General features: G+C 40.5%; 13 protein-coding genes. 6 read left to right on the plus strand and 7 right to left on the minus strand.

What is annotated here, in order from left to right; translation table 11 throughout:
- Window positions 1–56 precede the first annotated feature (56 nt).
- The 3 genes from MMO42_RS10955 to htpG all read left to right on the plus strand — a co-directional run bounded on the left by MMO42_RS10955 (window position 57) and on the right by htpG (window position 3,161).
- Window positions 57–641, plus strand: coding sequence for an OmpW family outer membrane protein (locus tag MMO42_RS10955; RefSeq protein WP_151715598.1), 585 nt, complete (start codon window positions 57–59; stop codon window positions 639–641).
- Between the two features lie 135 nt (window positions 642–776).
- Window positions 777–1,127, plus strand: coding sequence for a hypothetical protein (locus tag MMO42_RS10960; RefSeq protein WP_032862714.1), 351 nt, complete (start codon window positions 777–779; stop codon window positions 1,125–1,127).
- A gap of 114 nt (window positions 1,128–1,241) precedes the next feature.
- Window positions 1,242–3,161, plus strand: coding sequence for a molecular chaperone HtpG (gene htpG / locus MMO42_RS10965; RefSeq protein WP_241320545.1), 1,920 nt, complete (start codon window positions 1,242–1,244; stop codon window positions 3,159–3,161).
- A 91-nt stretch (window positions 3,162–3,252) separates the two neighbouring features.
- Here htpG and MMO42_RS10970 read toward each other — a convergent pair whose 3' ends face one another.
- The 4 genes from MMO42_RS10970 to MMO42_RS10985 all read right to left on the minus strand — a co-directional run bounded on the left by MMO42_RS10970 (window position 3,253) and on the right by MMO42_RS10985 (window position 8,305).
- Window positions 3,253–4,137, minus strand: coding sequence for a selenocysteine synthase (locus MMO42_RS10970; protein ID WP_241320546.1), 885 nt, complete (start codon window positions 4,135–4,137; stop codon window positions 3,253–3,255).
- Window positions 4,138–4,272: 135 nt separating this feature from the next.
- Window positions 4,273–5,412, minus strand: coding sequence for a hypothetical protein (locus tag MMO42_RS10975; RefSeq protein WP_241320547.1), 1,140 nt, complete (start codon window positions 5,410–5,412; stop codon window positions 4,273–4,275).
- Window positions 5,413–5,639: 227 nt separating this feature from the next.
- Window positions 5,640–7,061 carry a hypothetical protein gene (locus tag MMO42_RS10980; RefSeq protein ID WP_241320548.1) on the minus strand — a complete coding sequence of 474 codons (1,422 nt, stop codon included), beginning with the start codon at window positions 7,059–7,061 and terminating at the stop codon, window positions 5,640–5,642.
- Window positions 7,062–7,609: 548 nt separating this feature from the next.
- The gene (locus tag MMO42_RS10985) at window positions 7,610–8,305 is read right to left on the minus strand and encodes a DsbA family oxidoreductase (RefSeq protein WP_241320549.1); all 696 of its coding nucleotides are present in this window, start codon (window positions 8,303–8,305) and stop codon (window positions 7,610–7,612) included.
- A gap of 177 nt (window positions 8,306–8,482) precedes the next feature.
- Here MMO42_RS10985 and MMO42_RS10990 point away from each other — a divergent pair, with 177 nt between their 5' ends.
- Complete coding sequence (locus MMO42_RS10990) at window positions 8,483–9,232, plus strand: hypothetical protein (RefSeq protein ID WP_241320550.1); 750 nt, start codon at window positions 8,483–8,485, stop codon at window positions 9,230–9,232.
- A 56-nt stretch (window positions 9,233–9,288) separates the two neighbouring features.
- Window positions 9,289–11,094: an ABC transporter ATP-binding protein gene (locus MMO42_RS10995; protein ID WP_241320551.1), complete on the plus strand. Its 1,806-nt coding sequence runs from the start codon at window positions 9,289–9,291 to the stop codon at window positions 11,092–11,094.
- 37 nt (window positions 11,095–11,131) lie between these two features.
- Here the strand turns inward: MMO42_RS10995 and MMO42_RS11000 are convergent, their stop codons facing one another.
- Window positions 11,132–11,830 (minus strand): hypothetical protein, encoded by a 699-nt coding sequence (locus MMO42_RS11000; protein ID WP_241320552.1) that lies wholly within the window; start codon window positions 11,828–11,830, stop codon window positions 11,132–11,134.
- Between the two features lie 87 nt (window positions 11,831–11,917).
- Window positions 11,918–12,634 carry a hypothetical protein gene (locus MMO42_RS11005; protein ID WP_241320553.1) on the minus strand — a complete coding sequence of 239 codons (717 nt, stop codon included), beginning with the start codon at window positions 12,632–12,634 and terminating at the stop codon, window positions 11,918–11,920.
- A 241-nt stretch (window positions 12,635–12,875) separates the two neighbouring features.
- Between MMO42_RS11005 and MMO42_RS11010 the strand changes: the two genes are divergently transcribed.
- The gene (locus MMO42_RS11010; RefSeq protein WP_241320554.1) at window positions 12,876–13,385 is read left to right on the plus strand and encodes a hypothetical protein; all 510 of its coding nucleotides are present in this window, start codon (window positions 12,876–12,878) and stop codon (window positions 13,383–13,385) included.
- 61 nt (window positions 13,386–13,446) lie between these two features.
- Here the strand turns inward: MMO42_RS11010 and fadA are convergent, their stop codons facing one another.
- On the minus strand, window positions 13,447–14,619 hold the full coding sequence (gene fadA, locus MMO42_RS11015; protein WP_004802276.1) for an acetyl-CoA C-acyltransferase FadA: 1,173 nt from the start codon (window positions 14,617–14,619) through the stop codon (window positions 13,447–13,449).
- Window positions 14,620–14,624 lie beyond the last annotated feature (5 nt).

Below are 14,624 nucleotides of genomic sequence, written 5' to 3' on the forward strand. Positions count from 1 at the left end.
AAAACCCGTGCTTATTATGTTGAACAAGAACATAAATTGTTAAAGAGGTTGTTTAAATGTTAAAGAAAGTATTGGTTGTTGCATTATTGGGGTTATCTTCAACTGCATTTGCAGGGGGCTTTCAAGTTAAAGTAGGTGCGAGTTTAATTGATCCAACTGCGGATGTAACTTTAAAGCCAGGTGCAACTGTAAAAGGGGATTATGAATTTGCCTTTACACCATCAGTAGAATATTTCTTTGGTGAAACGCCATTCTCAGCTGAAATTTTATTGGCAACACCAGTGAAGCATGATGTTTTACTCAATGGCGAATCAGTTGCCAGTGTTCGTCATTTGCCACCAACAATTACCGCGAAATATAACTTTAAAAACTCAACTCGCTTTACGCCATATATTGGTGTCGGTGGTACAGCATTCATCCCATGGCATGAAAAGGGTGTTGCGAAAGATGTAAAAGAAGCATTTGGTTTTGCCGGTCAGTTAGGCTTTAACTTCCAGCCAGCCGATGCGAAAAACTGGGGTGTTTATGTTGATGTGCGTTATGCAGACATCAGCCCAGAAGTGACCTTGGTCGATGGTACTAAATTTGATTTAGATCTCAATCCTGTGGTGTATACATTAGGCTATAGCTACAAATTCTAAGTCGATGAAAGATTGAAGAACCTCACCTTGTGTGAGGTTTTTTCTTTTTGCAATTTGAAATAAAACCGATACAGGCTTCAACACTTGAGTTTTGTATGCTGAGAAATAATCTTAAATAAAAGTGAATGATCCATGATGAAAAAATTTATAAGTACAGCATTATTACTCACCCCATTATTGTTTTTGTCTCAGGCTCAGGCGGCGAGTTTCTCTTGCAAAGCGGCGAAGTTAAAAGCTGAACAACAGATTTGTAATGAACGTAGCTTGAATGATGCCGATGTAAAACTGGCGACGACCTATCAAATTATATTGCATGCTTTACCGATGGGAGGACGCGATGCCGAGAAGGATCAGCAGTTCAAGTGGTTAAAGCAACGTAACTCTTGTGGTGCAAATACACCTTGCTTGAAACGTGCCTATGCACAACGACAACAGCAACTTGATCAGCTGTTACAGACGCGTGTCTTGAGCCAAGGACCATTCTAATTTTCATTTTTGTACGATTTTTAGCTGAAAAATAAAGCTGAAGGATTGAAAAATCCAAGATATACACCATTCATAAATCATTCCAAAGATATAAGCACAGATAAGGAGTGATTTATGAGTGAACAGGTCGCAAAAAATTATAGTTTCCAGGCTGAAGTTGCGCAGCTATTACATTTAGTGACGCATTCACTGTATTCGAATCCTGAAATTTTTCTACGCGAATTGATCTCTAATGCATCAGATGCTTGTGATAAGTTGCGTTTTGAAGGGATTAACCATCCTGAATATTATGAAAATGATCCAGATCTACGTGTTCGCGTTAGTTTAGATAAAGACAATAAAACCTTAACTATTTCAGATAATGGTATTGGCTTGAGTCAACAAGAAGCCATTGATAACTTAGGTACGATTGCAAAATCTGGCACCAAAGACTTTATGTCTAAATTGACAGGCGACCAAAAATCAGATGCCCAGTTAATTGGTCAGTTCGGTGTTGGCTTTTACTCTGGTTTTATTGTTGCCGATAAGATTACTGTTGAATCACGCCGTGCAGGTTCAGAGGCTGCTGAGGGCGTGCGTTGGATCAGTGGTGGTACGGGTGAGTTCGAAGTTCAAGCGATTGAGAAAGCAACCCGTGGTACGGACATCATCTTGCATTTACGTGATGATGCACTCGACTATTTAGAGTCGTGGAAAGTTAAACAAATCATTAATAAGTATTCAGACCACATTAGCTTGCCAATCGAAATGCAAAAAGAAGTCTGGCAAGAGGAAGAAGTCGCTGAAGGTGAAGAGCCAAAAGGCGGTCAAATGGTCAAGACCGATGAGTGGGAAGCGATTAACTCTGCGAGTGCGTTATGGACACGTAACAAGAGTGAAATTAGCGATGAACAATACATCGAGTTCTATAAAAACCTAAGCCACGACTTTGCAGAGCCTTTGGCATGGGCACATAACCGCGTCGAAGGCAGTACCGAATATACTCAGTTACTGTATATCCCAAGCCAAGCTAAACAAGATCTATTTACCCGTGAAGCGAAAGCAGGTATCAAGCTGTATGTAAAACGTGTATTTATCTTGGATGAAGCGGATAATCTGATTCCAAATTACTTACGCTTTGTTCAAGGCGTGGTAGACAGCGCAGATTTACCATTGAACGTCAGTCGTGAACTTTTACAAGAAAGCCGTGATGTAAAAACCATTCGTGAAGGTAATGCACGCCGTGTGTTGACGCTATTGGATGGTTTAGCAAAATCGGAAGATGAGAAAGACCAAGAGAAATTTAAAACTTTCTATACCGAATTTGGTTCAGTGTTGAAAGAAGGTCTGGGTGAAGACACGGGCAATCGTGACCGTATCTTGAAGTTATTGCGTTATGCAACTTCTACTAATGATGAAATCAGTACGTCTTTTGCCGACTATAAGGCACGTATGAAAGAAGGGCAGAAAGCGATTTATTATGTGACTGCGGATAGTTTAACGGCTGCGAAAAACTCGCCACAACTTGAAGTCTTCAAGAAAAAGGGCATTGAAGTGTTGCTCATGGCGGACCGTGTGGATGAATGGGCAATGAATTTTGTCTTTGAGTTCGATGGTACGCCACTACAAAACGTATCTAAAGGCGCAGTCGATCTAGGTGATCTACAGGATGCCGAAGAGAAAAAGGCTCTAGAGCAAGCTGCTGAGCAGTTTAAGCCTGTGGTGGATCGCTTAACGACATCGTTAAAAGACAAAACCAAAGAAGTGCGTGTAACGACACGTTTGGTGGATTCACCAGCATGTTTAGTGACCAGCGAAGGTGAGCTTTCTCCGCAGCTGATCCGTATGCTGAAACAAGCAGGACAGGCGGTGCCAGAAATCAAACCGACTTTAGAGATCAACCCAGAACATCCATTGGTGAAAAAATTAGAAAGCTCTGCACAGTTTGATGATTTGGCCAATGTGATCTTTGATCAGGCGGTAATTGCTGAAGGCGGCTTACCAGAAGATCCTGCAGCCTATGTAAAACGTATCAATAGCTTGTTATTGCAATAAGTGATTTGACCCAAAAACCTCTACTTCGGTAGGGGTTTTTTTATTTGTATGGATAACTTTAAAGTTATCCACAGTTGTGTTGATCTTTTGCTCAGAAGTGGGCTTCAAAGCTCATCTGATAACTAAAATGATTGTCCTGTTTATCTGCAGGGACATTTAAATAATTTAGATCATTTTGCATATACAGCCAGTTACGCCAAATGGGCCGTTTCCATGAAAAATACGGACCCCATTGATTGACACGCAGCTCTTTATTTTCATATTCCCCCTCACTGACGATGCCATAACTAAGATTATCTTTAGATAACAAATGCAGTTTCTGAAAGGTGCGATTGCGCCATGTATAGTCTTCATCTTGGGCTCTGGACAGATTGAATTGTGTCGATAACAAGCTTTGCTGCTGAAATTTCTGCGTTAAATTGAAATTGGTTTCGGTGTAGTTTTTACTGCTTGAACCATAACGAAAGATTTGTGCAGTATCCAGATTCAGCCCTGAGGGTAGCAGCCATTGTTTCTTGGCAAGAAACTGCACATAAACATCCGTATTGGAATTTGAACCTAAGTCCAGATCATTGCTAAATGGTAACCAACTCGAAATAGTACTCCAACCGGCACTGAGTGGGTTGGTCGTACTTATATTTTTATGAGTCGTGTGTTTGCTATTTTTCCCCAGCTTTTTAAGTGCTTGAGGTTGTTGTGCGCGTAACCATAATGAGTCATCACCGAAAACCGCCATCAATTCCTGACTCAATTGTGCATCATTCAGTTGATCAGAATAATTTTCATGGGCGAGCTCACAAGTGAGTGCATCTGTAGATCGGGGTGTATGATAAGTATCAGCATTTTTATGTAGTGACGTACGCGTAAAATGCCTGCTTGTAGGCAATAGCATTGGAAAGAAGGGTGTGAGGAGTTCACCGAGGCAGAGGCTGCCTACCATCAAAAAATACCCAGCCGTAGCGTATCGTTGATACATGTTAAAGTGAGGAAAAATAAAGGAAAATAAGCATAGCAGTTTAAGCTTAATGCTTTATTTACTCGATTAAAAAAAATTGAAATGACTGATGCCCAATTACACATGCAATTGGGCATCAGTCATTTTAATCAAACATTAGAATAAAGTTTCCAAACGGACAAATGTACTGACGAAATGATCACGGTTTTCACGATGATCATTAAAATAATTGAGATCACCCTGCACATAGAACCATTCACGCCACAGCGGTTGTCGCCATGATACGAATGGCCCCCAACTATTTAAGCGCAGTTGATCATTGTTGTAGTAACCGCCCGTATAGATACCATAATTGAAGTTGTTATGGGCAAAGAACTGATGCTGGCGAAAAGTCCGGTTATCCCACCATAGATCATCATCCTGCTTATCTGCATAGGTCAGGCTAAACTGATTGGAGATGAAGGGCTGATTAGGACGTGCATGAATCAACTCTAAATTAGTACGCAGATAATTTTCACTTTTACTGCCATAGCGATAAATTTGTTCTGCGTTAAAGCGGAAATCATTGCGTAGGTCCCAGTGCTTCTCAGCTCTTAAGCGGGCATAAATATCACTGCCTGAACGAATACCAATATCGGCATCGGTTTCAAAAGGAAGTTTCTTTGAGAAATTTGACCAACGTAAGGCGAGGGAACCGTTACTGTCTCGGGTTTGTCTGGAGTCGAATTTTTTATTTGGATCTTGATTGGGTTGATTATTGGTATTGGCGACATTATTTTTAAACTCATCATCGAGCGAGTCATCACCAAATACCACACTGACTTTTTTCTCTAAGGTTGGTAATTTAATTTTACCGCGAATACGAGGTTTAACTTCATAGTTATCATACTCATTCCAGTAGTTATCCAGCATCACTCGAATGGTCGCTGAGGCCGGATTTTCAGGATCGACGTCGCCAAACCAATCATCAATTTTGACTGAGGTACGATCAGTCCACTCTCGAATACTACGCTGCTTTTTGTCAAACCAGGTTTTATCTTCTGTTTCTGCCGTTGGCGGAACAGTGACTTGATCTGACTGCTGTGGAAAAATAGTAGGCGTGGCATCGACCCAACGTGGAATATAGTCCAGTGCATTTTCCGAAGTATTTGGTACCGTTGAATTTGCAGCATTATTCGGCTGTTGATCCAGTGTTTGAGTATTAGTTTCTGCCTTGGTCACACTGATCGTACCCATCGAAAGTGTTAACAAAGCAAAAAAGATACGTATTGGTACCATTTGCTGTAAATTGTTCATAATGAAGACTTATATATTGTTCTTATGTTAACTTTTGATGATTGAGGCCATAAAAGCAAGCACTAGACACAAAAAGCAGCAATTTAACCAAGTAAAAATGCTAGAAATCATAATGGTTTAGTGAAATACAGCTGCATTAGCTGATCCCAGTCCTTTTGGAAAAATTCAGCCAATACTCGAATGACAGCTTGAGGCAGCGCATCTAAAAAATATGTAGTTGACTCAGTTTAAGATGATTCTGGCAAGGCACTATTTTCTAAGGCTTGATACAGATCATGGACAGAGATTGGTTGCGGTAGGCGGCTAATTACCTGACGAATCAATTGCCATGTATAGCCATCAGCTCGGTCTAATAACAGATAAGGATAAGCTTGATCTTCATTGGATAGTTTGACGCGTTCTAATCCGTGAATGACACGAATCTTCTGACGTTCTCTGAGTAAAATCACAGGGGTAAGGAAGGTTGCTGCTGTTTCCTCAAAGGGAATGAATTTCTGTGTGTTGATAAATGATGCAGGAATATAAGGGTAAACCCGTTGATCGCGTTGCCAGACCAAGGTGCCATTCATAATGCATTCATTGAACAAGGTTTCATGCTGATGATAATGTTGTTTAAAATTATTCCAGCTGGTTTGATGAATGGAACTGGTTCGGGTATGCCGCTGATCGGTGTAGGCCTGTAAAATCGTCGTTGCGTATTCAACACTATGTGTTCCAACCAAGACCACATAATGTGAAAATTGGCCTTGTGCATACAGCTGCTCAGCAATGAAAATCTGTGCTGATCCCCAAAGCGGTTGTGCTTCATTTTCGGCTTTTAAATAAAGCCAATCAATTTTTATATTTTGATCAATTTCGTTATGTAGATCTACACGATACAAAGATGGAAAGGTGCGAGGATCTAGCCGCTCCAATTTGCAAAGCAAACCATCCAAATTAAAATCATTCAGTGTCAGTGGTTTTGCCTTATTGAGATTTGCTGACGGACGCGTACCTGATCTAAAACTCGGTTTGACGCGTGTTGCTGCTTGAATGGAAGGAGTCACGTGTGCAGGTTGAATTTTTTCTTGAATAATTGCATCGAGTTGTGACTGAAATTTGGCTGTTTGTTCTTTAATAATCGATAAGCTGTCTTGACTGGTTGCTTGTTGCTCGGTTGCAGTTTGGATCGGCTCTAAAACTGGAATCAGATTTTGTAACTCATGATCTGTTTTAACATATTCACTGGCATGTTCTTGTAGCCATAGCAAGGCATCTTGAGCTGAGTTCAGCCAAGGGCTTTTCAGGAAGGATAGTGCAGGACGAATCACCCAAACTTGCCAGTGTTGCGCTTGGCGCAACGCCGCCCAACCCATATCAGCCGAAGCAAACAAGGCATTTTCCACACGGCCCATAAAGTTATAGGTTCCACGATAAGTCATGGCATAGCCATAATGAGCTAAATCATCGCTCGAAAACTCTTCATTGAGGATAAATTCTTTATAGGGGGTAAGTTGATCCTGAAAATTAGGATCGTCGCAAGATGCGCAGATGTCTTTAATGCGTTGTTTTGATTTAGCAATTTCAAAAAGTGATGTTTTATCATCATTAAGCCCGTCGACGAGGGTTTTGAGCTCATCAACCAAGAGTGCTTTCTCTAATACGTCCATCTATTGTTTCCTTAGAGATAGGCTTGAGCCTGTTTTAAATCATGAATAAGGACAAAGTGACAGCAGTTTCTAACAGTTTTTAATCGGTTATAATGGATAAAGTATGCTGTTTTACGCCTGTGACAAACAATTTGTGATATTGATGCATGCTTACATTTTAGTCTAAAAAGATTGTCACTTTATGACGATTATAGAAGAAAAAGAGGCAAAATCTATAGTGGGGAAGTTAGTAGAAAATCTCATTTGTATCGCTCAAATCGAGATATGGGTCATGGTTTCTCATTGAAAATAAAAACATTTTAAAATAGTGAATCGAAGAAGTAGATCATAAGATAAAACTTTATCTATAAATTTATGCGTGAATTGTGATCACTTTCACATATCCCTTGATGAAAAGCTCAGCAAATGAAAATATGTCACGATTGAAATAATGGTGACTGTCGATAAACGGTATTTATTCAAAGATAAAAGACTGAAATAAAAGACAATTAACGATAAAAAAGACCGCCTCCATAGGTTTGTGGAAGCGGTCTTTTGATCAAGCGAAATTAAGGCTTAATTTCGCATTGATCATCATTACATTGAGCTGCATCAGTTTGTTCAATTTCTTCAGTTGATTCTGACTGCGCTTGTTGCATCGCCTGTAAGAAAATCTCACGGGGTTGAGCACCTGAAAGAGCAAGTTTTTGGTCAAAGACAAAGAAAGGAACACCTGTCACTTTCAATTGTTCGTGTGCAATCTGTTCATCGTGATGAACAAAATCAGCGAGTTCATTGGTATCTAGCACATACTCAACTTCAGCATTATCTAGGCCAATCCGTGAGGCAATTTCTTCCACCACTTCACGTTCGCCAATCGCCAAACCTTCTGTCATATATGCATGGAAAAAAGCTTCTTTCGCTTCATTGCCCAAGCCTTTGCTTTGCGCAAGGTGAATAATACGATGTGCATTGAAGCTATTGCCTGAATTGGCTTTTTGCCATTGGAAGTCGATGCCTTCTACTGCTGCCATGGCTGCAACATTACGCTCCATTTCTTCCATTTCCGCATAACTACGGCCATATTTTTGCGCTAAACGTTCAGTATTTGAGGTCTCATGTTTAGCGGGTGCATTTGGGTCCAGTTCAAAGCTATGCCAGTGAATGTCTAGCTCAATACCAGCTTCTTCAGCCACATGTTCAAGACGTTTTTTACCAATATAACAAAACGGACAGACCACATCTGACCAAATATCTACACGCATGGTGGATCTCTTCAATTCTCGTTAAACAGATAATAGGGGCGAATGTACAGAATTTAAAGCGATGAAAATGTAATGCTCCGTTACGAGAAGTGAAATAAAAAGGTATATAACTGCATGTGTTTTATAGATTAAACTCAGATTAACAACATAAAAAATATAATTATATTTGGAGGCACTATGCGCCGTTTTTTATTATTTATTACCGTTGTCGTGCTGTGTATCGGTTCTTTCTTCTTTTATCAGCATACCTTGAAACAGCGAGCCATCAATAGTCAGCAAATGTTTGAAGTGGTGATGGCTGAGAAAATGCGTACACTTTATGATCAGGCGCAAGACTGGTCCACACCCGTGCAGCTAGATATTCATGATGATCGTTTAGCGGGGGATTATAAGTTGATGTCCGAGTTTCTACTCAGTTATTGGATGCAAAATGTAGAAGCTCGCAATCGCTATTTACGAGAACTCAAAGCAGCCAATTGGGATACTTTTTTAGATGTTGAACGCTTGGACCAAGACCGCAAGCAAAACTATAAAGAGACTGAGCAGATGTTTGTAAATGTCCGTAAAGCATCGGCTGAGTATGAGCAAGCAAGGCAACAGATTCAGACCAGTTCCATGCAGCAGGCAAAAAGTTTGGCTATCCATAATGAAATGAGAAGCTCACTCCAAGCAAAATTAGAACATAATCTGAAAGCGGACAAAGCGCATGATATTTTCCCGATTGAGCAGCAGATTATCGAAAAGGCACAGGCGATGTTTGATATGCTGAAAAAATATCCATGGCAAAGAAACGATAAAACCATTCTGTTTGCTGAAACAACACAGGTGAAAAAGTTTAATACGCTGTATCAAGATGTTTTAAAGCTGAATGCCAAGATGGAAAAAATTAAGAAAAATAATGTCGAAGCTTTAGAGGATGAGCTGTAACCGAGATTGATAATGCACAAATATTGCAGTATGAGCACAGGTAGAAGTCGAACAAGATGAATCTATGGCAGTTATTTCATAAAGTTAAGCCGTTTGTACTCCCCTATAAATGGCTGGTTGCAGTGACCTTAGTCCTGACCTTAATTGGTGCCTTAACCGCTCAGGTGAATGCGTTAACCCTGCAATATGCTGTCGATCAGATCAATGTTGTGGTTGAATCAGGGCAGGGCCTAAATGCAGGCTTGCATATCCTGATCACCATCAGTGTGATTTTATTGAGCAAAGAAGTGCTCAATATTTTCATTCAGTTTGGGCAGAAATTCTTTGGCGAAAAATTAAGGATTCTGATCTCACAGGATGTGGCTCAGTCGATCATCGTCAAGTTTTTACAATATCGATTGGCGTTCTTTACGCAGGATGATAATCAGGCAGGAAAGTTACAAACCCGTATTGATCGTGGTATTGGCTCGATTACTCGGCTGGTGCAAATCTTCTTTATTGATATTTTTCCGTTGTTTAGCAGTGCAATTATTGCCCTGTGTTTGATGTTCTATGCCAACTTCTGGATTGGTTTAGTGGCCTTAAGTATTGTGCCGATTTATTTCTGGATTACCTTTAAACAGGCGCAGAAACTGAGTGGCACACGACGTAATTTACGAGATGGGCGCGAACGTAAAAGTCAGGGCACCTTGAGTATTATTCAGTCGATTACAGTGATTAAATCATTTAACCGTGAACAGATTGAGGCCGAAAAACAGCTCAGCTTACAAAAACAATTGACCCAAGATCAGATGCATACGCGCCAACTCAGTTTCTTGTTCGATGGACTTAAAACCTTTATTGAACAGATTGGCGTGGTGTTTATCATTATTTTAACCGCCTATTTCGTTTTGGTGGGGGATATGAGCATTGGCATGATCATGTTCCATATTTTGTTGTTCAATAATGTCTCTGCACCGATTCGTTCCTTACATCGTATTTATGATGAAGTGAATGATGCCATGATTTATGCGGAAAGCTTTTTTAAGATATTGGAAGCTGATGATGAAATTGAAACCTCTGGCGAGCTGAAACCTCAACCATTAACAGGTAAGTTTGAGTTGAAACAGGTCAACTTCTTTTATCCCAATGGCTACCATGCACTGAAAGACATCAATTTAACCATTCAGCCGAATAAAATTACCGCGTTGGTTGGCTTGTCAGGCGCAGGTAAATCAACCTTAATCAGTCTGCTGGATAAATTCTATTTGCCTCAGTCGGGAGATATTCTACTCAATGGAACGTCATTGACCGAGATCGATACTCAATATCTACGCGACCACATTGGTTTAGTACTGCAAAAAAATCATATCTTTCAGGGCACGATTGAGGAAAATATCCGTTACGGCAAGATGGATGCGACACAGGATGAGATTATCCTCGCTGCAAAAAAAGCGTCTATCCATGATCAGATTCTCAAGTTACCTTTGGCCTATCAATCTGATGCCTTGTTACTTTCAGGTGGGCAACAACAACGGATTGCGATTGCACGCATGTTCCTGAAAAACCCACCGATCATCTTCCTGGATGAACCAACTGCCAGTTTGGATGCAATTGCAACTGAGCAAATCAAACACAGTCTGGATGAGATTAAGCAGGGACGCACCGTAATTATCATCTCACATAATCTTTCGCAAATTATCGATGCGGATTACACCTATGTTATGCAGGATGGCATGATTGTAGAACATGGTGAACATCATCAACTTTATCAGCAACAAGGTACGTATAAGAACATCTTTGATGCGATGGCCAAGAGCTTAAATATCGAAAAAATTTCCAAAACCTTTGAAGGGGATGATGAAGAGGAAACGCATAGTTAGTCACTTCATCATCTTATTACAAAAGTCTTTTTAGAGATTAATCAAAAATTTTGTCCGCAGCTTGGAAAGGGAGGCTGACTACGTCAATTGCGACTGCAAAAGGTAACAACACCAGTTTTTCAAAGGGATTCAAGCCGGACTTGGATTTATAACTTTCTTCTTTGTTGGTATATATGGTGACTTGATAAGCTTTGCTTAACGCCTTTAATGAGCTGAGATTGTTGGCTGCTGGATACACCACACCTGCCAATTTAATGTCAAAACAGAAGCGTTGCGCTTGCATACGCTCATCACTTGAAGACGAACATTCTTTTGCACCATTTTCAATAAAAAACTCAAGGTCTTTCTTGCTTAAGTCTTCTTTCAATTTCACATAAGAAAGCGGCAAAGTCCCTGAAAAATGACCATCATTTTTTTCTGAATAGAAATTGAGATCACGGGTGATTTGAATATTTTTAGGATCAAGCTTACTGATTAGCGTAACGAACTGAGTCCCGCCCTGAGTGAGGATATAACTTTTCTGTTGGCCTGCAATCACGATGCTGTCTTTAGGCAGGTTTGTAGCATTTTGCGCAGGACGGCCAAAAGCGACGACATTGTCTTCAACCAAAGTCACTTTTGTGGTTCGAGTATAACTTCGATTGTCTTTCTTGATCAGGGTTGAAGTGGCACAACCTGTAGAGAGTACGGCTATCGTTGCTAGTGCAATTACTGTCTTTGTTTGTGATGTAAACATCCATGTGTTCCTTTTATTTGAAAGCTTAGATCTGTGCCTTAGATTGAATTTAAGGTTGTAATCATTTTATGCTGAGGATTGATCATCTTAGGGCTGATAAATAATACCTAAAACTTTTGCGGGCAATGCAATTGCATCAAGGGTTAAAGTAAAGGGCAGCAGAGGTAAATTAGCTAGTTTTTCTTTAGTCGATAACTGAACTTTGCCACTTTTATAGTGAAGGTATTGAATTTTAACTCGATAAGGCTTGGAGAGTGGTTGTAATGATTTAAGGTTACTCACCGCAGGATAAACAATGCCTTCAAGGCTTAATTCAAAGGTATGAGGATTCTGCTTGTCGATACAGTGACAAGGCGCTATACCATATTGCTTAAATAGTGCTTGCTCTTTTTCACTGAGATTTCCATTTGGTGGCGTATACGCGAATCTAAATTGACCTCTAAAACGATTGCTATCAGGAGCTGGGGCGATAAAATTTAAATCGCGGCTGATATGAATATACGCTGGATTGAGCTGGCTGATGAGTGCAATGAATTCTGCTCCCCCTTTGTTAATCACATAGCTATATTGTTTCCCTGCAATGATAATGCTATTGGTCGGTTCATTTGGCAGGGGACTGGATGGTTTACCAAAGGCAATCACTTCATCTTCGATTAATGTTGTCCATTCATGACCAGATTCATATTTTGTGTATAAGTCCCGTGTGGTTTCACCAATGACTCGGTTACTTGCACAGCCTGTAAGGACTAATCCAGATAATAAACAGCAAATAAATATTTTATGATTCAATGTTTTAAAATTCATTCTTTCTTTTTAGAACTGATTGGATAAGAAAAATGACTATAAACAAAAATCTAGGGAATAGGAACTACATGCTTAAATTTGTCTGACTGGTAAAATATCCTTTAGCCTGAATCCAGATTTGCATGATCTTTACCGTTTATCTGACCTCTACTGAATCAAACATCACTTTGTTGTAGCCTATTAAATAGACACTTTTATTTAACTCAATCTTCTTATGGATGAGGGATGTTTGGAGCAAGAGATGAATTTTCTAAAACGATCCGTCCTGATCACTGCATTGGCTTTTACAGGTTTGCCGATGGCCTATGCGAATGAAGCAGACGTTACTTCATTACCGACCATTCGCGTCATGGCTGAATCTGAATTGCGTGAAGAAGTGGGATTTGTGCCTTATCAGGAAGATAAGCAAGTCCGCCAAGCACTGCAACACCGTGTCTATAAAATCCACAATGATATGCAGAATGCTGGTGTAAGTGAAAGTCCACTGGTCGTGAATTACCAACCTACGGCAGCACAGCCTGATTTGTCTCAATTTTCACCAGTGTTACAGCAATATATTTTAGCGGTTGCTTCTGGTTTACAGTCTTCTGACCCGACTAATGGTATTTTTAAAATGCTGGAACCTTTGAATATTAATCGAAATAATATTGATGGGATTCGTAATGGCACAATTAAGTTAAATACCGATGATATTTTGCGATTACAACAGCAAATTCAAGATGGACTGAGAGGCTTTAAACAGCCTTATTAAGTTATCTTATTAAATAAAAATCCCCGCAGAGTGCGGGGATTTTTATTTCTCTCAGTGTCGATTAAACACGTTCGATAATGGTCGCGATACCTTGGCCAAGACCGATACACATCGTCGCAAGACCGATTTGAGTATCTTGTTGTTCCATCACGTTCAACAATGTTGTTGTGATACGCGCACCAGAACAGCCCAATGGGTGACCCAATGCAATCGCACCACCATTCAAGTTGATGATGTCTTGTTTGTCATAAACGCCTAGACCTTTCATCACTGATAAGCCTTGAGCAGCAAATGCTTCGTTTAATTCGATAGTCTGGATATCCGCCATCGTTAAACCAGCACGTTTAAGCGCTTTTTGAGTTGCTGGTACTGGACCATAACCCATGATTGCAGCATCACAACCTGCGATTGCCATTGAACGAATCACGGCACGTGGTTTTAAACCCAATGCTTGAGCACGTTCAGCAGACATAAGCAACATTGCAGATGCGCCGTCAGAAAGAGCAGAAGAAGTCGCTGCTGTTACTGAACCACCTTTAGGATCGAAAACTGGTTTCAATGCTTTGAACGCTTCAAGGTTGGCATCAGCACGAATTACTTCGTCGATGTCGCAAAGGATTTTGAAGCCATTGGCATCATGACCTTCAACACCCACGATTTCGTTTTTGAAACGACCTTCTTGTGTTGCAGCCCAAGCACGACGGTGAGATTCAACACCGAATGCATCTTGTTCTTCACGAGAAATACCATTCATGCGACCTAACATTTCAGCGGTTAAGCCCATCATGTTAGATGCTTTCGCATAGTGTTTAGATGCTTCTGGGTTAAGATCGATGCCGTGCATCATACCTACGTGGCCCATGTGCTCTACACCACCGATGATGAAGACATCACCTTGGTTGGTTGCAATCTGTGCAGCAGCCGTGTGGATTGCTTGCATAGAAGAACCACAAAGACGGTTTACTGTTTGGCCGCCAGCAGTTTTTGGAATATCAGCCAATAAACCAATGTTACGAGCAATGTTCATACCTTGCTCTAAAGTTTGGTTTACACAGCCCCAGATTACATCTTCAACTTCATTGGTATCAAACTGGTTACGAGCAACAAGTGCACGTACTAATTCAGCAGATAAACTGTCGGCACGTACATTGCGGAACATACCGTTACGTGATTTGCCCATGGCAGAACGAACGCCATCAACAATCACAACGTCACGTGGATTTAAAGTAGCCATTCACG

This window comes from Acinetobacter sp. ANC 3882, from assembly GCF_022549545.1.
Lineage (GTDB): Bacteria > Pseudomonadota > Gammaproteobacteria > Pseudomonadales > Moraxellaceae > Acinetobacter.